19 protein-coding genes and 2 pseudogenes are annotated in these 21,090 nt (G+C 71.3%); 10 read left to right on the forward strand and 11 right to left on the reverse strand.

What is annotated here, in order from left to right; genetic code table 11:
* Positions 1 to 210: 210 nt before the first annotated feature.
* On the forward strand, positions 211 to 1,278 hold the full coding sequence (locus ACFWZH_RS29910) for a helix-turn-helix transcriptional regulator (RefSeq protein ID WP_384438064.1): 1,068 nt from the start codon (positions 211 to 213) through the stop codon (positions 1,276 to 1,278).
* A 165-nt stretch (positions 1,279 to 1,443) separates the two neighbouring features.
* Here the strand turns inward: ACFWZH_RS29910 and ACFWZH_RS29915 are convergent, their stop codons facing one another.
* Positions 1,444 to 1,905, reverse strand: a complete 462-nt coding sequence (locus ACFWZH_RS29915) for a hypothetical protein (protein ID WP_384438067.1) — start codon at positions 1,903 to 1,905, stop codon at positions 1,444 to 1,446.
* Positions 1,906 to 2,228: 323 nt separating this feature from the next.
* Between ACFWZH_RS29915 and ACFWZH_RS29920 the strand changes: the two genes are divergently transcribed.
* The 4 genes and pseudogenes from ACFWZH_RS29920 to ACFWZH_RS29935 all read left to right on the forward strand — a co-directional run bounded on the left by ACFWZH_RS29920 (position 2,229) and on the right by ACFWZH_RS29935 (position 6,145).
* Positions 2,229 to 2,765: a hypothetical protein gene (locus tag ACFWZH_RS29920; RefSeq protein ID WP_384438070.1), complete on the forward strand. Its 537-nt coding sequence runs from the start codon at positions 2,229 to 2,231 to the stop codon at positions 2,763 to 2,765.
* Positions 2,766 to 3,370: 605 nt separating this feature from the next.
* Complete coding sequence (locus tag ACFWZH_RS29925; protein ID WP_384438073.1) at positions 3,371 to 3,886, forward strand: hypothetical protein; 516 nt, start codon at positions 3,371 to 3,373, stop codon at positions 3,884 to 3,886.
* A 265-nt stretch (positions 3,887 to 4,151) separates the two neighbouring features.
* Positions 4,152 to 4,917 (forward strand): annotated as a pseudogene (locus ACFWZH_RS29930) (ADP-ribosylglycohydrolase family protein).
* Between the two features lie 304 nt (positions 4,918 to 5,221).
* Entirely contained in the window at positions 5,222 to 6,145 is a 924-nt protein-coding gene (locus ACFWZH_RS29935; protein ID WP_384438076.1) for an aldo/keto reductase, read from the forward strand.
* Here the strand turns inward: ACFWZH_RS29935 and ACFWZH_RS29940 are convergent.
* Complete coding sequence (locus tag ACFWZH_RS29940) at positions 6,055 to 6,927, reverse strand: hypothetical protein (protein WP_384438079.1); 873 nt, start codon at positions 6,925 to 6,927, stop codon at positions 6,055 to 6,057. The two genes, ACFWZH_RS29935 and ACFWZH_RS29940, sit on opposite strands and share 91 nt — an antisense overlap.
* Before the next feature lie 178 nt (positions 6,928 to 7,105).
* Positions 7,106 to 7,744: a TetR/AcrR family transcriptional regulator gene (locus ACFWZH_RS29945; protein ID WP_384438082.1), complete on the reverse strand. Its 639-nt coding sequence runs from the start codon at positions 7,742 to 7,744 to the stop codon at positions 7,106 to 7,108.
* A gap of 72 nt (positions 7,745 to 7,816) precedes the next feature.
* On the opposite strand from ACFWZH_RS29945, the gene ACFWZH_RS29950 reads away from it, so the two are divergent.
* On the forward strand, positions 7,817 to 9,421 hold the full coding sequence (locus ACFWZH_RS29950; protein ID WP_384438085.1) for an FAD-binding oxidoreductase: 1,605 nt from the start codon (positions 7,817 to 7,819) through the stop codon (positions 9,419 to 9,421).
* Here ACFWZH_RS29950 and ACFWZH_RS29955 read toward each other — a convergent pair.
* The 7 genes from ACFWZH_RS29955 to ACFWZH_RS29985 form a co-directional block, all read right to left on the reverse strand.
* A complete protein-coding gene (locus tag ACFWZH_RS29955) occupies positions 9,396 to 10,184 on the reverse strand; it encodes a helix-turn-helix transcriptional regulator (protein WP_384438088.1) in 789 nt (262 codons plus the stop codon). The genes ACFWZH_RS29950 and ACFWZH_RS29955 overlap by 26 nt on opposite strands.
* 10 nt (positions 10,185 to 10,194) lie before the next feature.
* Positions 10,195 to 11,133 carry an alpha/beta hydrolase gene (locus ACFWZH_RS29960; RefSeq protein WP_384438090.1) on the reverse strand — a complete coding sequence of 313 codons (939 nt, stop codon included), beginning with the start codon at positions 11,131 to 11,133 and terminating at the stop codon, positions 10,195 to 10,197.
* Positions 11,134 to 11,270: 137 nt separating this feature from the next.
* Positions 11,271 to 11,972 (reverse strand): DUF4328 domain-containing protein, encoded by a 702-nt coding sequence (locus ACFWZH_RS29965; protein WP_384438092.1) that lies wholly within the window; start codon positions 11,970 to 11,972, stop codon positions 11,271 to 11,273.
* Positions 11,973 to 12,148: 176 nt separating this feature from the next.
* Positions 12,149 to 13,660 (reverse strand): transferase, encoded by a 1,512-nt coding sequence (locus tag ACFWZH_RS29970; protein WP_384438095.1) that lies wholly within the window; start codon positions 13,658 to 13,660, stop codon positions 12,149 to 12,151.
* Between the two features lie 98 nt (positions 13,661 to 13,758).
* Positions 13,759 to 14,979 (reverse strand): cytochrome P450, encoded by a 1,221-nt coding sequence (locus ACFWZH_RS29975; RefSeq protein ID WP_384438098.1) that lies wholly within the window; start codon positions 14,977 to 14,979, stop codon positions 13,759 to 13,761.
* Positions 14,980 to 15,003: 24 nt separating this feature from the next.
* Complete coding sequence (locus ACFWZH_RS29980; RefSeq protein WP_384438101.1) at positions 15,004 to 16,386, reverse strand: NAD(P)/FAD-dependent oxidoreductase; 1,383 nt, start codon at positions 16,384 to 16,386, stop codon at positions 15,004 to 15,006.
* Positions 16,383 to 16,637 (reverse strand): ferredoxin, encoded by a 255-nt coding sequence (locus ACFWZH_RS29985; protein WP_384438104.1) that lies wholly within the window; start codon positions 16,635 to 16,637, stop codon positions 16,383 to 16,385. The genes ACFWZH_RS29980 and ACFWZH_RS29985 overlap by 4 nt, the downstream gene beginning before the upstream one ends.
* 178 nt (positions 16,638 to 16,815) lie before the next feature.
* Between ACFWZH_RS29985 and ACFWZH_RS29990 the strand changes: the two genes are divergently transcribed.
* The 4 genes and pseudogenes from ACFWZH_RS29990 to ACFWZH_RS30005 all read left to right on the forward strand — a co-directional run bounded on the left by ACFWZH_RS29990 (position 16,816) and on the right by ACFWZH_RS30005 (position 20,347).
* The gene (locus ACFWZH_RS29990) at positions 16,816 to 17,496 is read left to right on the forward strand and encodes a TetR/AcrR family transcriptional regulator (RefSeq protein ID WP_384438107.1); all 681 of its coding nucleotides are present in this window, start codon (positions 16,816 to 16,818) and stop codon (positions 17,494 to 17,496) included.
* Positions 17,493 to 18,149: a hypothetical protein gene (locus ACFWZH_RS29995; protein WP_384438110.1), complete on the forward strand. Its 657-nt coding sequence runs from the start codon at positions 17,493 to 17,495 to the stop codon at positions 18,147 to 18,149. The genes ACFWZH_RS29990 and ACFWZH_RS29995 overlap by 4 nt, the downstream gene beginning before the upstream one ends.
* A gap of 141 nt (positions 18,150 to 18,290) precedes the next feature.
* Positions 18,291 to 19,665 (forward strand): annotated as a pseudogene (locus ACFWZH_RS30000) (MFS transporter).
* A 304-nt stretch (positions 19,666 to 19,969) separates the two neighbouring features.
* A complete protein-coding gene (locus ACFWZH_RS30005; RefSeq protein ID WP_026170122.1) occupies positions 19,970 to 20,347 on the forward strand; it encodes an RNA polymerase-binding protein RbpA in 378 nt (125 codons plus the stop codon).
* Positions 20,348 to 20,456: 109 nt separating this feature from the next.
* Here ACFWZH_RS30005 and fxsA read toward each other — a convergent pair whose 3' ends face one another.
* Positions 20,457 to 21,065: an FxsA family membrane protein gene (fxsA, locus tag ACFWZH_RS30010; protein WP_384438113.1), complete on the reverse strand. Its 609-nt coding sequence runs from the start codon at positions 21,063 to 21,065 to the stop codon at positions 20,457 to 20,459.
* Positions 21,066 to 21,090 lie beyond the last annotated feature (25 nt).

Raw genomic sequence — 21,090 nt, forward strand, 5'->3', positions numbered from 1 at the left:
AGTGAGGGCGCGCCGGTGTCATGTGTCGGGAGCCGCGGGCCCGCCGCGGTCACGCCGGGCCACTGTCCGGCTGTTCCTGATCGACCACCGCTTCGGGTGGGAAGGGGCTCCTGCCGTCACACCGAGGAGGCTCCTCGACGCTCGGACGTTTCCGACGATAGGAGCCCTTTAGGACACCTCGCGTCACCAATGCCTGGCAGTCTGAAAAACATGACCCAGGACCTGCCCGCCCGCATGCTGCGCCTGCTCTCCCTGCTCCAGACGCGCCGCACCTGGTCCGGCACCGAACTCGCCGAACGTCTCGGCGTCACCCTGCGCACCATTCGCCGCGACATCGAGCGGCTCCGCGATCTCGGCTACCCGGTCGAAGGCACCACCGGCACCGCAGGCGGCTACCGCCTGGCCGCCGGCACCGACCTGCCCCCACTCCTCCTGGACGACGAGGAAGCCGTCGCCATCGCCGTCGCCCTGCGCACCGCCACCAGCGGCGTCACCGGCATCGAGGAGACCGCCGTCCGCGCCCTGGCCAAACTCGAACAGGTACTACCCCAAAGGCTGCGCCACCAAGTGGCAACGCTCCAGGCGACCACCTCCCCGCTCCCCGTGCCCTGGAGCACCGGACCCGAGGCCGACCCCACCGTCCTGGCCACCCTGGCCGCGGCCTGCCGCGACCACGAGATCACCGCCTTCACCTACCGGACCGGGAAAGGTGTCACGGGCCGGCGCCGGACCGAACCGCACGCCCTGGTCGCCGCCGCACCCGTCTGGTACCTCGTCGCCTACGACACCGACCACGACGAATGGCGGCTCTTCCGCGTCGACCGCCTCACCGACCCCACCCCCACCGGCCACCGCGCCGGCCCGCGCGAACTGCCCGCCACCGACGCGGCCGCGTACGTCGCCGCGCGCCTGGCCGCCGCCCCCGCCCGCTACACCTTCCACGCCACCGTCCCCGTCGACGCCGCCACGGCGCGTGCCCGGACCTACTCCCTCCCCGACCGCGTACGCCCCCTCGACGAGACCACCAGCACCCTCGACTTCGCCGCCGACAACCCCCAGCACATCGCCGAACAACTCCTCGGCATCGACCTCGGCCCCACCCAGAGCATCCACGGCACCCCAGAACTCGCCCCCTACCTGGAGAAACTCGGCCGCCGCCTGCTCCGCGCCGCCCACGCCCTCAGAGCTGATGGAGCCGGCGAAAGCCCCGCCACCAGTGGACTTGATGGCTGCACTGGAGGAGAGGAGAGCGTACGGGCGGCGCGGAACGAGTCCTGACCGGCCTCGTGAGCTCCCTCTGCTGTCTCCCGGGGAGCGCGCGCCCATGCGATACGAGTTCCGCGTGACCGGCTGCAGGTCGACGACTCCCGCCCGGCCGCGCGGCCTGGGTCCCTGCCCCTAGGTACGTGCCGTCGCAGGGCCGGGACGCCCGCGGTGGGGGTATCAGCTTGGGCCGTCAGCGTTGTGCGGGCCACCCTCGGGACGTGTCCCCTCGCCCCCTGGCGCTGTGTCGCGCAGAAACCGTTCACTCTCCCAGGTGAGGCTGCGCTCGATCTGGAGGAAGTTCAGGTCGGTCACCTCGGAGAGTTCTTCCTTGTCGAGGTCGGGCTGCAGGCGCAGGGCGCGTGCGATCTTTCCGGCCCAGAGTTCTTCCTTGATGTAGGGCCGTTGCCGGTAGTGCTGCTGGAGCTCGCCGAGGTGGTCGGGACTGCAGGCTCCCAGACGTCGCATGCCGTCGAGGTCCGCGTTATAGGGGTGGACGGCGGAAGAGTCTGGAACCAGGGTGAAGACTTCCGTTGCGGGCGTCAGCTGCACGCCGCACAGGCCGCACAACGTCGGATCGGGCTCAGTGGCTTCCGGCTCGGCCATGTCGTGGGCGAGTCCCTTTCTCAAAAGAATCGTCACAGTGCGCTCGGTCGGCCGGCCTCGCCGGCTGCCCACCCAGAAGTTCCCGAAGGACGGCCGCGCTATGACCACTGTCTGTCAAATTGCCCCAGCTGCCGGAGAAGGATCAGCGTGGCGCCCCCCGAAAGTGGAGACCTGGAGCGGCGCAGGGCCTGTCATGCGCCGGCTTCGAAGCGTGTGCTGTCGAAGCGGGTGCAGGGCGCCTCGACCGATCTGAGTAAAGGCACCCGAGGGTCCTTCATCAGGATTCGTTCGACCCTCGCCGCATCGGCGGGCTACTGTGCAGACACGCCGCGTTACCACGGCCGTTGAGGAGGAGTCCTGTGTCATCGCCCTGCGACCCCCAGCACGCTCCCGCCGGTGATGTGGGTGCGGCGCTCATGATGGTCGACTCTCGGCTCAAAGCGATCTACGACGACAAGGCCCAGACCGACGCCGAGCAACAAGCGCTGACTGACCAGTTCGCCACGTCCTTGGGCCCCAGCGCCGTCGATGACCTGCTGGATGGCGCATGCACGCTCATCTACATGTTCATGCAGTGGCTGCGAATGGCCTACGAGGAGCACGACAAGGACGTCATCGAGTACGTGGTGCCCAACCTCGTGGCGACGATGCGCATGATGCCCAGGAGCATCCGTCCCGAGGTCATCCCCACCATGGCTGGGCTGCTCGTCGCTGCTGGCACCGGACTGAGTCCCAGCCTGTGGCGCAAGCAGTACGGATACTGGACCACGGACGAGATGAACCCCTTGGAAGCCACCGCGTTCCTGCTCGCGGAGCACATCAACCGACTCACCGACGACCGTGACTTCGCCACCCGCCTGATCGCCGAAGCGCTGTCCAGCGTGGACGAAGGCTGACGCGCGGCCCCAGGTGAACGGCTCGGGCCAGGCGCGTCAGGTTGCCGAGTGTGCGGATCCACATCCTCCAGGCGCAGCGCCGACAGAGTGATGCCCCCGTCGGACGGTTTCACTTCACGCATCCGCCGATTCTTGACGCCGAAGCTGCGTCGCACCCTCGGATTCCGTGGGACGTCGCCCGGAGCTACCCCGTCACGAGAGATGATCTTGGTGCGGCTGGTGTGGTCACGTCGTCGGGGCCGTCCTGGACAGCCCTGTCACCGGGCTGGGCCCGTGCGCGTTCGGCAGCTGGTGACGGTTCCGTTCCGCGACGCCAGGGCGCGGACGTGGTCCGCGAGGCCGGCAGGGCTGGCATCGGACTGCTAAGGCTGGGCCGGGAGCAGGCAGAGACCCACACGGTCACTCGACCGGGCGCAGCCAGGCCGCGGTGCACGTACGACGGACGCTGCAGAACCAGTGCGTCGAATCGGCGACGGCATGCATCGCCCTCTGGCGCATATCTGGGCTATCCGCCCCGTATACCGATGAGAGGTCCTTTGCCGCTCCCCCACACTGGGTTGGTGACGGACGTATGGAGTGTGCTGGTCCCCTCTGTGGGGGCGGTCTTGACCACGCTCATCGGTGTTTTCGCCGGCAGTGTGGTCAGCAGGCGGGCGCAGGACCGTAGTTGGAACCGCGATCAGCAAGTGGCGGCGTGTTTGCGTGTGCTGCAGGAGTCGTCCGTCGCGTTGACGGGGCTGAGCGTGATGGAGGCCCATCGTCCTGCGTCCGCTCCGCAGGGGATGGTCGTCTCCACCACGGTTGACTGGAATCCCTGGAACGAGGCGATCAGCCTGGTCAACGTTGTTGCCGACCGTGATATCGCGGAGGCCGCGCATGCTCTCGACGAGCAGTTGTGGCGTATGCACATAAAGGTCCGGCGGGGTCTGACTCCCGACGAAAGCTGGTTGGACCTGCAGGCCGGGGTGACCGCGGCTCGGTCCCATCTCATCATCACCGCGCGTCGTCGGTTATCCCTGGCAGGGGATTCACTCCCGCGTCTGTCGGGACGTCCGGCGCCGGATGATCCGGTGTGGCCTACCGCGCATCCCGGCCACCCGGGAAATCCAGGTCGAGTTTAGGGTCGCTCCTGGCGAAGAAACGGCGAACAGCGGCCCCACCCACCATTGGTCCGGCCGGCCCGCCACCCAAGTCCGCCTGGCCGCACAGTCCCTACGCATCGACGATCCGCAGCACTGGATCTTCAGCTCTGCATAGCTCTCCCGCTATCAGCGCACAAGCAGAATGCCTTCCGGCGACGGCGGCCGGTGTCCGGCAGCTGGAAGCTGGAAGCTGGAAGAGGAAATCGCCGGCGTGGCTGTGGTGTGACGCCGATAGCCTGCGCGAATGAAGCGTATGGAGCGGGCCATCGCGACCGTTGTCGGCTCAGCGGTGGGTGATGCGCTGGGAGCCCCTTTCGAGTTCGGTCCCCCGGGTGCGTTCTCTGCCCGGTTCCCGGAGCCGGGGTGCGGTGGAGGACGTGCTGACAAACGCCATGCCGTGGGATCGGGCCGCCGCCATGCATTTCCAAGTCAACCAGCGAGCAGCCGGCAACGGCTCCTTGATGAGGGCATCGACATCTGCGATCCACTTTGCCGGAGCCGGACGGTTGCCGACGATGGATGCCGCCCGGCGCATTGCAGCTCTTACCCATGGCGACCGCGCCGCTTGGGAAGGCACCGCCATATTCCACGAACTCATTCGCCGCACCCTGGAAGGCGTCGAGCCCCTCTGCGCCCTTCCTGACATTCTGGATCTCGTCCCTCCCGACCATCGCCAGCGATATGCCACAGTCCTGGCTACCGACTGGCACCCCGACCAGGCAACCGAGTTCAACGGTGCAGTGTGGCCCTGCCTGGGCTCTGCGGTCTGGGCCCTGCGCACCACGACCAGCTTCGAGGGCGCCCTTCGCGCGGCGATTGACCTCGGCGGTGATACGGACACCATCGCCGCGGTCACCGGAGGTCTCGCGGGCGCGTATTACGGACTGGATGCGATCCCTGCCCGCTGGACGCAGGCCTTGCATATCCCCCTGCCAGGGTTCGGCGGACGGGTGCTGCGCCTGGCCGAGCTGATCGAACTCGCACGTCGCCTCGTGGCTGACGAGGACTGACGCGGTGCTGACGGGACTGACGGGGAGTGACGGGGACTGACGCGGTCAGCGGTTGAGGTGGGCCAGCAGCTCACGGCTTGCCGTACGTACCGCGGCGACGTCCTCGTGACCTGCTCCTCCGGCTCCGCTCCTGACGGAGGCACGAGGAGAAACCGTCAGTAGGAGTAACGCGGAGTGCGTGCTCAGGATTCCCCGTCGTGCTGTGACATTCCCCTGGCGCTCCGAACCTTTCCGTCACGGCTGTCACCTGCGCATACTCCAGGGCCCGCCTCGCCCCGAACCGTCGAGGGGCGAGGACGATCGGATGGAGCTGATGAAACGGATGTCGTCGTGCACGGTCTCCGCAGCCGCCTCGGGAACGTGGGTGCTCGGTGACCTGACGGTCAACCGGATCGGCTTCGGCACGATGCGCCTGCCGCAGACCGGCCCGGCCCTGGTACCCGACGCCACGCCCCGCGACCGGGAGCAGGCGATCGCCGTACTGCGCCGCGCGGTGGAGCTCGGCGTCAACCACATCGACACCGCGGCGTTCTACTTTTCGCGGCTGCGTTCCGCCAATGAACTGATCAACTCGGCGCTGGCACCGTATGCGGACGACCTCGTCATCGCCACCAAGGTCGGGCCGGCCCGGGACGCCTCCGGCGAGTGGGCCCGGTCGGCGCGGCCCGACCAGCTGCGTGGCCAGGTCGAGGAGAACCTGCGCCAACTCGGCCGCGACCACCTCGACGTGGTCAACCTGCGCATCATGGGTCAGAGCTCCATCAGCGAGCACTTCGGAGCCCTCACCGAGCTGCGCAACGCCGGACTCATCCGCCACCTCGGCCTCTCCAACGCCCGCCTGGAACACCTGAACCAGGCCCAGGCGATCGCGCCGGTGGTGTGTGTCCAGAATCGCTACGGCATCGACTCGCCCGACGGAGGGGTGATGTTCCGAGCGTGCGCGGCACGCGGCATCGCGTTCGTGCCCTTCTTCTCCATCGCCGGACAAGGGCGCGAAGCCGGCGCCGTCCGGGCCGAGCACGACGAGGTCCGCGCTGTCGCCCGCGCGCATGAGGTCTCGTCAGCGCAGGTACGGCTCGCGTGGATCCTGCAGCAAGGCGGCCACATGCTGGCCATCCCCGGGACAGGCAACCCGGATCACCTCGTCGACAACGTGGCGGCGGGCGCGCTCCGACTGGCAGACGAAGAACTCCAGCTCCTCAATTCGATCGGCCACCGCGCATCCTGATACCGAATACCGACTACGGCAACGGGCAACGGGCAACGGGCAACAGCAACGGCTTCGGAACTTACACGTGATCGAAGAGGCGGGCCCTGGTCGGTCGCTGCGCTCCCGTCCCCGTGCGTGGGGTGGAGGACCGGTGGTCTCTGGAGATCCCCGGGCAGGCCGGCGGCACCGTCCTTCCACGCGGGGTCAAGGGCGCAGGGCCCGGTGGCGCTGCCGGTGAAGTACTCGCGGTCCGGGTACCAGGTGAAGGACATCCGCTCCTCCCCGTCGTCGCGCTGGACGAACAGGTCCCATACCTGGCCCTTACCGCCTTCACGGTAGGACGTGACCTCCCAGTCGTCGTCCTTGAGGTGCTGGTGCAGTCGTCGGAGGCCGGGGACGGCTCGGCTCGCGGGCACGTGGTCCAGCGCCCATCTGTGGCTCATCCGGTAGGCGCCGTCGATGGTCTTGTCGTCCAGTCCCAGCAGGCCCCCGTCGTAGCAATGGCTGGAGCCGAACGTGTTCTCCGTGCTGACGCCGATCTTCTCGACTCCTGGTTCCACGGTGCGCTTGAACCTCATGACGTCGTACGCCTCTTGGGAATGTTGGAAGGCGCGGTTCGCCATGTCCTCGGGCGCGACGCGGGGAATGTCCGTCGACCCCCATGCGAGCGGGACGACCAGAACGAGTGCGGCGACGACGAGCGCGGCACAGCCCCATCCGAGGGTCCCGCGGGCGGAAGAGGGGGCCCGGGACTCGGTCGGGGCGGTGGTGGTGTGGGCCGGTGCGGCCTCCTCGGGCATACGGGGACGGTATGTCAGCGGGGGATCCGGCGGATGGGCACGGGTACCCGGCAGGGAGTGAGTACGCGTACTCAGTTGGTCTGTGGCTCGTAACATCCCGTCTTGCTCCTGACGGCCGGCCAGGTGCCCTCCCCGCAGGTGCGGTTTCGGCGGCACGGACGCCGGGCCCCCGACCTGCTCACGCGCCGTCGTCAGCGGTGGCGAGGAGGGTGCGGCCGGCCGCGAAGAGTCGGGCGCAGCGTTGCGCCATGGCTTCCGGTGACTGGTCGGGGTGGTGGACCCACCAGCGGACCAGGGCGGTGCACAGGCCGCGCCAGGCGTATTTGAGGGCGTCGGCGTCGAGCGGGTCGCTGGATCCGGTGGCGTGCAGCAGGTCGGCGGTGCCGATCGCGGCGAGGTCGTCGATGGCGCCGCGGTAGTACGCCGCGCGTCGGGCGGCGTCGCTGTCGGACGGCAGCGTGGCGTCGTAGAGGACGAACCAGGCCTCGCGCTGTCCGTCCAGGGCGGTGAACAGGGCGTGCAGCACGCGCAGGGCGGTGGGCGGTGCGCCGGAGCCGTGTTCGGACATCGCGGCGCGGATGGCGTCCAGCAGCCGGTCGCCGACGGGGTCCAGGCAGGCGAGGTAGAGGTCCTGCTTGCTGCCGAAGTAGTGGTGCAGCAGTGGCTTGGTGACGCCCACGCGGGCGGCGATGGTGGCCACGGTGGTGGCCTCGTAGCCGTGGCGGCCGAACTCCTCGGTGGCCGCGGCCAGGACCTGTCGTTCGCGCGCGGCCCTGGGCACGCCCTTGGTGCCGGCCTTGGAGGGGAGCGTTGTCATGAACCGGATATTACCCTAGGGTAATTTTCCGTTGGGTAAATTGCCTGCCCGGACTTCGCTGGGAGCACACTCATGCCTGCCACCCCGTCCCACCCCGGCACCTCCCGCACCCGCTCCTGGTGGGGCTGGGGCTACGCCGACGCCCACCCCGACGACGCCGAATGCACCGCCATGGGCGCCCTGTTGCCGGGCACCCTGGCCCGCCCGCTGCCGATACCCCGGGTCGCCGACCTGCCCGTCGCCCGCCCCGGCGTAACACCCCCGCCCGCACTGGCGCACCTGGTCACCGCCGATCCCGAAGCGCGCGCCGCCCACGCCATGGGCAAGGCCTACCGCGACGTCATCCGGGCCCTGCGCGGCCGGCCCGGCCGGATCCCCGATCTGGTCGCCCGACCGACCGGCGACCAGGAGGTGGCCGACCTGCTGGACTGGGCCGGCGGGCACGGCGTGGCCGTGATCCCCTTCGGCGGCGGCTCCTCGGTGGTCGGTGGCGTGGAGTACCGCGGCGACGCCCACCGCGCCGTGCTGTCGCTCGACCTGACCTCGATGGACCGGGTCCTGGAGATCGACACCGTCGGCCGCTCGGCGCGTATCCAGGCCGGCGCCCTCGGTCCCGTACTGGAAGAGCAGTTGCGGCCCCACGGTCTCACGCTGCGCCACTTCCCGCAGAGCTTCGAGTTCTCCACCCTCGGCGGCTGGCTGGCCACCCGGGCCGGCGGCCACTACGCCACCGGCCGCACCCACATCGACGACTTCGTGCAGTCCCTGAACGTGGTCACGCCCGCCGGAGCCGGCACGTCCTGGCGCCTGCCCGCATCCGGCGCCGGACCGTCACCCGACCGCCTGTTCCTCGGCTCCGAGGGTGCGCTCGGTGTCATCACCAAGGCGTGGATGCGTCTGCAGGAACGCCCGCGGTACAAGGCCTCGACGTCCGTGGCCTTCAGCGACTTCCACCGGGCGCTGGACGCGGTGCGGGCCATCGCCCAGTCCGACCTCGCGCCGGCCAACTGCCGGCTGCTCGATTCCGGCGAGGCGCTGCTGTCCGGCGCCTCGCACGACGGCTCCGCGGTCCTGGTCCTGGGCTTCGAATCCGCCACCACCCCCGTCGACGACCGCCTCACGAGCGCCCTGGACCTGGCCCGCGCCCACGGCGGCCGGGGCGCGGCGCCGACGGCGGACCGCGACGCCCCCGCCGACGCGGCCGTGCGCGCCTGGCGCTCGACGTTCCTGCGCATGCCCTACCTACGCGACGGCCTGGCCCGCATGGGCGCCGTCGTCGAGACCTTCGAGACCGCCGCCACCTGGGACACGATTCCCACCCTGATCGACGCCGTACGCACCGAGGTCGGCGCCGCCGCCCTGAAGGCCACCGGACACCCGGCCACCGTCAACTGCCGTCTGACGCACGTCTACCCCGACGGCGCCGCCCCCTACTTCACCGTGGCCGTCGCCGGTCGCCCCGGCGACGAGGTCGAGGTCTGGGACGACATCAAAGCCGCCGCGAGCGACGTGCTGCACCGCCACCGCGCAACCATCACCCACCACCACGCCGTCGGCCGCGACCACCGCCCCGCCTACGACCTCCAGCGCCCGGAGCCCTTCGCACTGGCGCTGCGCGCCGCCAAGGACGCCCTGGACCCCCGTCGCATCCTCAACCCGGGCGTTCTGGTCGACTGACGGAACGGCGGCGGACGAGTGGCCGAAACCGGCCTTCGCGTCCTGACGGCGAAGGTCCCAGCAAAGCCAGCGCAGTAGGCCGCACCGTACCCGCCGCGGACGAGCCGTGCAGCAGTTCGGTCAGGTCATGGGGGTGCGCCTGCTCGCCGGTTGGCGCGGCCGCGGTGATCCGGTCCAGTCGGAAGCCGCGGCCGGCCCGTCGTGTGCGGCACCAGGCGATGAGGTACCACCGGCCGTCGGCGGTGAGCAGTCCGGCCGGTTCCACTTCGCGGTCGCTCTCGCGTCCTGCCGCGTCGACGTAGGACAGCCGCAGCGCCATGTTGTCGGCGAGGGCCCGTTCGACCGCGGCGCGGACCGCGGAGTCGGTCCGCGCCGGCAGTGCGACGATCCGTGCGGTGAGTTCGCGGGCCGCCGCCGCGGCGGGACCGGTCATCGACGCGGCGATCTTCTGGTACGCCGTGCGGGCCGCACCGGCGTAGGGGGCACAGGCGTCGGCCGCGGCCAGCGCGGCGGCCAGCGCCGAGGCCTCGTCGGCCGTGAAGTGGATCGGGGGCAGAGTCATCGAGGGGTCGATCGTCCAGCCCCCGCCTCGCCCGGGTGTGGTGCGCACCGGGACACCGGACTCCATCAGCGCCTGAAGGTCGCGCTGCACCGTGCGCGTACTGACCTCGAATCGCGCGGCGAGCGCCGCGACCGTGAGCGGCCGCGGCGCCGACGCGCGCAGCTCTTCGACCAGCGCATAGAGCCGAGAAGTGCGGTTCATCAGGCCGACGCTACCGTCCCGCGGTGGCCAGGAACTGCCGCTCACGCCCCAGTTCCCGCTCGGTGACGGTCAGCGGGAACAGGGTGAAGCCGTGCATCGCGCCGGCGACGACGCCCAGGTGCACGGGCGCACCCGCCGCCTGCCACCGTTGGGCCAGGAACAGCGAGTCGTCCAGCAGTGGATCCTCGGTACCGACGACGATACGGGCGGGCGGCAGGCCGGCCAGGTCGGCGAAGAGCGGCGAGACCTCCGGGTCGCGGCGCTGCTCCGCCCCCATCCCCGGCGTGAACAGCTCATAGCTGCCCCGTAGGGAATCGGTGTTGCTCAGCAGCCGCCTGGCGCCGAACGACCGCTGGCTCGGCGTCATCGACAGGTCGTACGGGCCGAAGAGCAGGTGGGCCGCCCGGAACGCCCCGGTGATGCCGTGCCGGTCGCGAAGGCGCAGCAGGGTCACGACACTCAGGTGGGCGCCGACCGATTCGCCGCCGATCAGCAGCCGTCGGGTGCCGAACTCTGCTGCGGCGTTGGCCACCAGCCACCGGGCGGCGGCCTCGCAGTCGTCGGGTCCGGCGGGGAAGGGGTGCTCCGGTGCCAGGCGGTACTCCACGCTCACCACGGCCAGCCGCGCTCGCACGGCAAGCTGCCACAGCTTCTCGTCCTGCCCGCCCGCGGAGCCGAACGCCCAACCACCCCCGTGTATGTGCAGATATACGCCGTCGACGTGGTCCGGCACGAACGCCCGGACTCTCACCCCGTCCGCGACGACGCGGTCCTGGCCCTGCGGCAGTCTCACCGGTGGCGTGTCGCCACCGAGCCGGTTGCGCCGCAGAAGCGCCAGCACGGTGGCGTCCGGCTCCCGCCCGCGGGTGGGGCGGCTCGCGGCAGTGGCCTCGAACTGCTCGTTGAATGCCAGGGTCTCGGCGAGGCAGTCCTCGTCTGTGATCGTCATGACGTCGACGCTCGCAGCCGTCCGCGACAACACCCTGTCACCATTTCCCCGTGAGCTGCGTCACTCAGGTGCGCACACTCGGCAGCGCGGCGGAGCCTTCCCGGCCAGCGCGGATCCTCCCCGACGCGTGGAGTGCGCTATGAGGGCCGCGTGCTCGGGGCGAGCTCGTCGGTCTGCCATGTGGTGATGCGCCGGAGGATGAGGATGATCAGCACGCCGGCCACCAGGTAGAGCGCCGTGAGCAGGGTGGACAGGTTCGCATTGGCCAGAAAGCTCTCCTCGGTGTCCTCCTGCGACGCCATGCGCCATTGGATCGGCTTGACGAGCGTGGCGGCCACGAACGACGCCCACCAGACGTTGATCAGGGCGAGAGGAGCGGGCCGTCGGGGGGTACTGGCCTGCCAGATGTCCGACACGATCTGGTAGGGGTACCACAGGTTGGCGACCGGGGTGATCCAGGCGCCGACCACCCAAGCCCTGGACCGGCGGTGCGCGGCGGCACCGCTCATCAGCTCGGCGTTGATCCGCGCCCGCCGCAGCCAGATCAGGAACGCCACGCCGCCCGCGACCCACACCAGGACCGTCGGCAATGACGCCAGGGCCGTGAGGGCATCGGCGTCGGCGGCCACGAGGTCCGCGTCCGTCGCCGTCCCGGCCAGGTAGTCGTGGACGAGGAGGTAGCCCCGCCAGTTGGCCACCGACACCACTACCTCACGCACGAGCTCCAACGTGATCAGTATGGTCGCGGCGGTGGCCGCGCCGGTCACCGACCTGTGCTGCTGCGCACCGACGGAGTGCGCGCTCGCCGGCTCGCCCTGCTGTGCACCGTCCCTGTCCATGCTTCCCCCGAAGTGACGCGATTTTTGTGCTGAACACTCTTTGGGGTCGGGATGCTACGGCGCGCAGCCTGACGTGTCTGCCCTTTCCCAGGCCCTTTCTCAGGAAGGCCGGACTGTGACCGTCGTCCGGCGCCGCGAGGGGGAGAGAGGGGGCCGAGCACCCCAGTGGCGCGCTGTCAGAGGCCGAACAACTGCAGTCCCCGGAACAGCAGCCAGCCCAGCAGGCCCAGGGACGTGACCAGCAGCATGCCCTTCCACAGCGACGTCTGCGTGGCGAGGTGCGCCCGCCAGGCCAACGTCCGTTTGCGGACCCCCACCGCTGCCAGGGCGGCCTTCATGGCGCGGGCCACGTGGTGCGTGGGCGTATACATGATCACCCATGCCCGAGTGGCCTCTTTGGCGCGAACCAGTCGGCGCGCGAGCACGCCTCGCGGGGTCTTGGCGCCGTGCGCGGGCCCCACCAGGTGCACATGAGGCGTCCACTCGGAGTCGAAGGTGATGACGGCGGAGGCCGAGGGATCGCCGGCGGTCACCTCGTCCAGCCGGGTCGGCGCCGGCAGGAGCGCGTCCAGGCGCCGGGCCATGCCCGGCAGCCCGTCCAGCGCCAGGAGGACCAGCTTCCGCGGGGGCTGGGTCGCGCGGGCCTGCTCGATCTCCCACCACAGCCCCTCGCTCAGTCCCAGGCGCAGCACGATGAGTTGGGACAGTCCCATCAGGCGTAGGACCGCGGGCTGCCAGTCGTCGTGCGGCAGATAACACCGCGCCGCGCCCAGGCGCGGCAGCGGCTCCTCGGGTCTGCCCACCGCGATCACGGGACCGAAGGCGCCCAACGCCCCCGCGAGCTGCTCCTCCCGTGAATGGATGCTGACCGGTGCCCCGTCGTCGACCTGGGCCGCGGTGTCGTCGTCGGCGAAGCTGCGCAGGTAGAGCACGGGCTCACGGCCGTCGGCCAGCAGGGCCTGGGCGGCGCCGCGGGCCGAGCGCGGGCGGGTGTAGCGCAGGATCAGTACGGCGGCTCCCAGCGCGGCCAGGCCGCACGGTACAAGGAGCACCTGCGCCGCCAGCGACATGTCCAGGTTCGGTCGTTGGGCCGTGTTGACCGCGAAGAACCCAGCCGCGAACAGCCCGTATCCGACGCTGTTGGCCGTCAGGAACACCGGTCGTCGCCACCACGGCTGACGCGGGGCGAACCGGCCGACCACCTCGACGATCTCCGCGACGCCCGACCGGCGGCGACGCCGTAGCCACAGCGCCGGCACCAGCAGCGCCACGGCGGACGCCGCCCAGCACAGCGCCGCCGTGCTCGACGAGTCGACGTCCCGGTCGAGGCCCGCCTGTTCCCGCTCGACCCGCGCCGCCAGTCCGGCGATACGCTCGCGGGCCCGGGAGACCCGGCCCGCCCGCGCGTCGCCGGTGGCGGAGGAGACCGCGGAACGGCTCTCCCCCGGCGGGGCGTGGCCCTCGAACCACGCGTCGCCCGCACCGATCTCCGCCCGCGCGGACACGTCCCCGTCGGCGTAGCGGTCCAGCGCGAGAGTGAACGCGGCGGCTCGCGTCGGGGCGTCGCGGAAGCGGTCGCGGGCGCGCAGGTCCGTGGCCGCGGTGATCGCCAGGTGCAGCGCGACATAGGCCGTGACGACCGCGACCACCGTGACCAACCGGGCGAACGCCCGTAAGCGAGAGGTCACCCCCACCCCCTACCTCGACGGAGCACCGCGTCCGGCGCGGACCGCGTCCCGTACTACCACCTCGGCCGACCGGCCGTGGCCGGTTTCCGGAAGGGTGGTCAGGTGGCGCGCGGGTCGGGCATGAGGCGGTCGAAGGAGACCGGGAGGCGATCCGGGCCGCGCAGGATGGCGTTCTCCCGGTACGGCGGAGGGTCGGCCACCAGGCGGGGAGATTCCAACCGGCGGGCGAGGGCGGCCAGGGCGATCTGCGCTTCGGCGCGGGCGAGGGTGGCGCCGATGCAGTAGTGGATCCCGCCCCCGAAGCCGAGGTGGGCGTTGTCGGGTCGGTCGAGTACGAACCGGTCCGGGTCGGGGAAGCGGTGGGGGTCGCGGTTGGCCGCGGCGAGGAGCAGTCGGACGCGTGCGCCCTTGGGGATGGTGGTGCCGGCGATGTCGATGTCGGCCAGGGTGCTGCGTCCGGACATCTGCACCGGCGGGTCGTAGCGCAGTACCTCCTCCACGAGCGGAGTGGCGAGCTCGGGGTCGGTGCGCAGCCGGGCGAGCGCGTCGGGGTGGCGCAGGAGTGCGAGGGTGCCGTTGGCGATGAGGTTGACGGTGGTCTCGTGGCCGGCGATGAGGAGCAGGCCGAGCGTGACGCGGAGGTCCACGGGGTCCATGGGGCCGTCGGGTGCCTGGCCGCGCATCAGGCCGGAGAGCAGGTCGTCGCCGGCGGTGGCGTCGTGGCGTGCGATGAGCCCTTCGAGGTACTCGACCAACTCGCCGCGCGCCTGCTGGAGTTCGCGCAGCTCGTCCTCGGTCTGGGTGTCGACGGGGTCCAGCCCGCGGGTGAGGCGGCGGGCCAGGCTGCCGAAGAGGCGTTCGTCCTCGCGGGGCACGCCGAGCAGTTCGCAGATGACGGTGACGGGCAGGGGGTAGGCCAGGTCGCCGACGACGTCGAGCGTTCCCGGCCGCTCGCTGGTGTGTGCGTCGAGCAGTTCGGTGACGAGTGCGTCGATGTGGTCGCGCATGCCCGTGACGCGGGGAACGAACTCCTCGGTGACCAGGCGGCGCAGCTGGTCGTGCCGGGGCGGGTCCTCGACCAGCAGGCTCTTGCGGATCTGCTGCTGTTGCGGGTTGCGGCGGTCGGCGCTGATGCGCGGGTCGCGGAGCAGCAGACTGATCTCGCGGTGGCCGCTGACCAGCCAGGTCCCGTCCTCCGTGCACACCACCGGCTGCCGGCGGAGCTGTTCGTAGCAGGGGTAGGGGTCGGCGCGGTTCTCGTAGCGGAGGGCCTGGGCGAACAGGACCGAGGCCGTGTGCTGCCGGGTGGTGGTGGTCATGGTGGGTCTCCCTTCACTGGTGTCTCACTGGTGTCCGGCCATGGCGGACGGGTGGGTCGGCGGGGCGGGCGGCCGGCCTGGTGCGGGGGCGGTGGGTCGCGGAACTGCGGTGGGCGGCGGGATCGCGCCGCGCCGGGGGAACTCCGCGTCGACGGGACGGAGTCGGTCCGGGCCGTCGGTGGCGTTGAGGTCCGGGGGGAAGGGCGCGCCGGCCTCGATGAGGGCGGCGTAGCCGTCCAGCACGCGGGGGCTGTCCACCGCGACGGCGGCGACCAGGCGGCCCTGTCGGCCGTAGGCGGCCACGAAGCGCCGTTGGTCGAGCGAGCCCTGGGTGAGGACGACCTGGTCGGCGTGGGCGGGCAGCCCCACGCACTTGAGGTTGACCTGGAACTGGTTGGACCAGAACGCCGGCAGGGGCTGGTGGCTGCGGTGGTCACCCGGCTCGTGGGTCATGTTGTGCGCGGCGGTACGGGCCTGGGCGACGGCGTTGTCCCAGTGGTCCAGACGCAGCAGCTGCCCGGGGTAGCGCGGGTGCGGCCAGCGGGCGACGTCGCCGGCGACGAAGACGTCCGGCACCGGCGTCCCGTCGTCGGTCCGCGCCCGGCAGGCCGCGTCGCAGACCACCCCGCGGGCGTCGGCGTCCAGGCCGGAGCCGGCCAGCCACTCGGTGTTGGCGAGGGCACCGGCGGCGACCACGGCCACCTCGGCCGTCACCACCGTGCCGTCCGAGAGGACCGCGCGCCGCAGCCGGCCGTGGGCGTCGCCCTCCAGGGCGTGGACCGTGGTGTGCAGCCGCAGGTCCACTCCGGCGTCGCGGTACCAGCGGGCCGCGGCCGCGCCGACGACACCGCCCAGTGCGCTCGCCAGGGGGGCTCCGCCGCGCTGGGTCACGGTCACGTCGAGCCCCAGGTCGCGGCAGGACGAGGCGACCTCGCCACCGGTGAAGCCGGCGCCGACGACCAGCACCCGGCTCGGCGCCGCGGCCAGCGCCGCGCGCAGCCGATCGGCGTCGTCACGGGTGCGCAGCACATGGACCCCGTGCAGGGTGCCGCCCTGCCGCTCGGGCCAGGGCCGGGCCCGGGTGCCGGTGGCGATCAGCAGCCGGTCGTATCCGACCTGCCGGCCGTCGGCCGTCCTCACCCGGTGTTCGCGCAGGTCGAGTCCGGTCGCGGGGGTGCCGAGGAGCCATTGGGCGGCGATGTCGCGCACCCGGGGCAGCACGGTGTGGTCGGTGGTCAGCCAGCCGGACAGGACCGCCTTCGACAGCGGCGGACGGTCGTAGGGCGGGTGCGGCTCGTCGCCGATCAGCGTGAGCTCGCCGGTGAAGCCCTCGTCGCGGAGCGCCTCGGCGGCGCGCAGCCCGGCCAGGGAGGCGCCGACCACGACGATGCGTTCGGGGGCGCTCATCGGACACGCTCCGGGGTCAGGGGCGCGGGCTCGGTGGCCCTGCCCAGGGTGATGGCCTGTACGGGGCACGCCGCGGCGGCCCGGGCGACCTCGCTGCGCGTGCCCGGATCGGGCGCGTAGTCGTACTCCAGCGCCTCCTCGCCGTGGAAGCGGAAGACGGTCGGCGCGGCGTAGACGCACTGCCCGTAGCTCTGGCAGCGGTTGAGGTCCACCACGAGCCGAGGTGCGTCCGGCGGGGAATCGGTGGTCATTTCTTCGCTCTCCTCCCAGGTCAGAGCGGGTCCGGTGGCTCTTGGGGCCGTCGGTGGCGGCCTCCAGGCTGCCCACCGGGTCCGATCGCAGCTGCTATTCAGATAGCAACCACTATTTGGACTGTACACGCTATCCGAGCGTTGACATAGCGATCGCTATCCAAATAGCATCGACAACATGAGCAGCGAGCATGACGAACCGGTACGGCAGCGACTGACCCGCGCGGAGGCGAAGGCCCGCACCCGGCGCCTGCTGCTGGACGCGGCGGCCCGGGTCTTCGCCCGCAAGGGCTTCACCGGGGCCTCGGTGGAGGAGATCGCCGAGTCCGCGGGCTTCTCCATCGGCGCGCTGTACTCGAACTTCAACGGCAAGGAGGCGCTCTTCCTGGAGCTGATGGCCGAACGCGGACTGGGCCGCGTCGCCGAGGCGGCCCGGACCCTGGACCGGCACGAGGCCGGCACCGGCGAGGCCGCCGCCGAGCTGGGCCGCCTACTGGTGCACGTCGCCGACAAGGACATCGACTTCGCCCCGCTCCAGGCCGAGTTCTGGCTCTACGCGGTGCGCAACCCCCATGTCCTCGACACCATGGCCGCCGCGCTGCGCGAACCGCGCCAGGAGCTTCAGGGCCTGGTGGGCACCTGGCTCGCGGACCAGGGCGCCCCCTCCGAGGTCGACCCCGAAGCCGTGGCCACGGTGGTGGCGGCGCTGTTCCAGGGCCTGGTACGGCTGCGGCGGGTGGACCCCGACAGCGTCCCCGAAGAGCTCTTCGGCCAGGCCCTGCGCTGGCTGTTCACCGGCATCGGCGCCGCCCCCGGCGGCGACCGGGACCACCCCGCCCCCGAGGAGCCGGCGTCATGACCCCGGACCGGCGAGAGCAGACCCCCGCCCGGAACATCCGCCGGGCCTACGTCGTGGCCGGCCTGGTCCTGGCCCTCATGTGGATCGGCGAGGGCGACGAGCCCGCCTGGGCCCACGCCGTGCGCGCCACCTTCCTCCTGCTGTTTCTCCCACCCCTGCTGCTGCGGACCAACCGCCGACTGTCCACCGCGTTCCACGAGTCCGCGCGCCCCGGCCCGGCGCTCGCCAGACTGATCACCGCCCGGGTCCTGATCGTCGACGCGGCCCTGGTCGCCGGCGCCCTCTTCGGCCACCTGCTGGACCCGCACACCCCCGTCGACACCCGGGCGCTCGCCATCCGGCTGCTGCTGGTCCTGCTGACCGTCCCGCTCCAGATCCGCGCCGCGGGGCGAGCCCGGGCCGCCGGTATCGACCCTTCGACCCGCCCCACGCTGTCGGCGCCCCGGCTGATCTGCGCCAAGCTGGGCCTCATCGCTGCCGCGTTGCTGATGGAGATGCTCCTCGACCCGTATGTGGCCGACGCCCAGTTGCTGATCGCCGCCGCCATGGCCGTCGGCGTGGCCGCCCTGGGACCCAAGATCCACCCCAGGCTGCTGGTCCCCCGGCCCACCGGCACCACCCGGGAGCCGAGCCCGGCCGGCTCGGCCGCCTGAACTCGCACGACGGCCGCCGAACGCGGCCGCCCCGGGGCGCGTACGAGGAGGTGACGGTGCCGAGGGAGCGCCGTATCGTCGACTCACCTCAGAATCGGCGGGAAGCGTCGACGGGGATCACTGACGGGGGTCGGGGTGGGCGTGCGGAGCGCACAAGCCGGGGCGGTGGACGTGGCCGAGGCGGCCGCCCGGCGCCGCGAGCAGCGCGGCTGGTACTGGTACGACTGGGCGAACAGCGTCTACTCGACGAGCGTGCTGACGGTGTTCCTCGGCCCCTATCTGACCTCGGTGGCGAAGGCCGCGGCGGACGCGGACGGCTTCGTCCACCCGCTGGGCATCCCGGTGCGGGCCGGCTCCTTCTACGCCTACACGGTGTCGGCGTCGCTGCTGCTGTCCGTACTGGCGATGCCGCTGGCCGGGGCGCTGGCCGACCGGACCGGGCGGAAGAAGCCGCTGCTGGGCGTCTGCGCGTACACCGGTGCCGCGGCGACCACGGGGATGTTCTTCCTGGGCGGTGAGCGCTATCTGCTGGGCGGCGCGCTGCTGATCCTGGCGAACGTGGGCTTCGTGGTGTCGTCGATGCTCTACAACTCCTTCCTGCCGCAGATCGCCGGGCCCGACGAGCGCGACGCGGTCTCCTCCCGGGGCTGGGCGTTCGGCTACGCGGCCGGGGCGCTGATGCTCGTCGCCGACCTGGTGCTCTACGGCGCCCACGACTCCTTCGGCCTCTCCGAGGGCGAAGCGGTGCGCATCTGCCTGGCGTCCGCGGGGCTGTGGTGGGGGGGCGTTCTCGCTGATTCCGCTGCGCCGGCTGCGCGACCGGCGGAGGGGGGCGGGCACGGCCGCGCCGGGTCCGACCGGCGGCACCCCGCTGGGCCGGAGCCGGCGCCAGCTGCGGGAGACGCTGGGCGACATGCGCCGCCACCCCCTCACGCTCGCCTTCCTCCTGGCCTATCTCGTCTACAACGACGGCGTGCAGACGGTGATCACCCAGGCCTCCGTCTACGGCTCCGAGGAGCTGAAGCTGGACCAGACGACGCTGATCACGGCGGTCCTGCTGGTGCAGGTGTTGGCCGCGGCGGGAGCCCTGCTGATGGGGCGCCTGGCCCGGCGCTACGGCACACAGCGGACCGTACTGGGCTCGCTGGCGGCCTGGACCCTGACGATCGCCGCCGGCTACTTCCTGCCCGCGAAGGCACCGCTGTGGTTCTTCGCCCTGGCCGTCGGCATCGGCCTGGTCCTGGGCGGCAGCCAGGCGCTGTCGCGCTCGCTGTTCTCGCATCTGGTGCCGCGCGGCAAGGAGGCGGAGTACTTCTCCGCGTACGAGATGAGCGACCGGGGCGTGAGCTGGCTGGGGCCGCTGGTGTTCGGGGTCACCTACCAGCTGACCGGCAGCTACCGGGACGCGATCGGGTCCCTGGTGGCATTCTTCGTGATCGGCTTCGTCCTGCTGGCGAGGGTGCCGGTGCGGCGGGCGATCATGGCCGCCGGGAATCCCATACCTGACCGGATTTAGTCCCGGAGGGTGTGGGGCGGTAGTGTACGCCTTTGGCTCACCAGGCGGACCGTTACTGCGCGCTCAAGCATGAAAGGCGTTGGGTGACATCTGCTGCCAGATGTGACAAACCGGGCGCCGGTGGGTACAACAAGGGGCGGCACGAAGGTAGGCAGCGGCGCACAGCGCCTCCGTCAATGGCGGTGGTGGGCGACGGGTGGGCTCATATCCCGATACGGGAATCTTCACCGCCGACCGGACGTTGACCGGATGACGACGACAGCGACACCTGTCCTGTGGGCGACAAGCCCGGGAGGCACGATTCATGAGTGAGCGAGCTCTCCGCGGCACGCGACTCGTGGTGACCAGCTACGAGACCGACCGCGGCATCGACCTGGCCCCGCGCCAGGCGGTGGAGTACGCATGCCAGAACGGACATCGATTCGAGATGCCGTTCTCGGTTGAGGCCGAGATTCCGCCGGAGTGGGAGTGCAAGGTATGTGGTGCACCCTCGCTTCTGGTGGATGGCGATGGCCCTGAGGAGAAGAAGGGTAAGCCCGCGCGTACGCACTGGGACATGCTCATGGAGCGGCGCACCCGCGAGGAGCTGGAGGAAGTGCTGGCCGAACGGCTGGCGGTCCTGCGCTCCGGCACCATGAACATCGCCGTGCATCCGCGCGACAGCAACCGCAAGTCCGCCTGACGGCATACCTGCGGCACGCAGTACGCAAGGGCCGGGGCCACTGCACTTCGCAGTGGCCCCGGCCCTTGGCGTATCCGTCCGTGGCCATGCGGCCCGGAAGGTGCCGTGATCAGCCGGTCAGCGGCGGGTCCTGGCGCTGCGGGGCTCCACGCTCCGGCCCCTCGGGCCGTGCGGTGTCGTCCTCCCGGATCACCTCGCCCTGGACGACCTTGCCGTCCGGCCGGTGCATCCGGGCCTGCTGGAAGGCGTCACCGAACGAGCCCGGCGCATAGGCCGCCCGGCGGTCCAGCAGCTTCTGCACCCGGCGCTGGATCAGCTTCGCGGTCGGCGGGAAGAGGCAGAGCAGCCCCAGCGCGTCCGACACCAGCCCCGGCATCATCAACAGCAGTCCCCCGGCCATCGGGAGCGTGCTGCCGGTGCCGGACCGGGTGCTGCCGGACGCGGCGGGCTTCGGGGGAGCCGTCGGGTCGCCCGGCTGAAGGCTCTCGGTGAGGTTCTTCCAGGCACGTCGGCCGGCCCGCTTGATCACATAGCCGCCGACGAGCACGCCCGCGACCAGCAGCAGAAAGACGGTCAGACCGTTGGTGGCCCCGGCGACCACGGTCAGCAGCCAGATCTCCAGCACCATGAAGGCGGCGATGCCCAAGGGCACGAACCGGCGGGCGCGCGAGCGCCGGGGCGGGCGGGGACCGGTCGATGCGGTGGCTCCGAACGTCATGCCTCAAGTGTGCCTGGCACCTTCC

Source organism: Streptomyces sp. NPDC059008 (genome assembly GCF_042749045.1).
Lineage (GTDB): Bacteria > Actinomycetota > Actinomycetes > Streptomycetales > Streptomycetaceae > Streptomyces.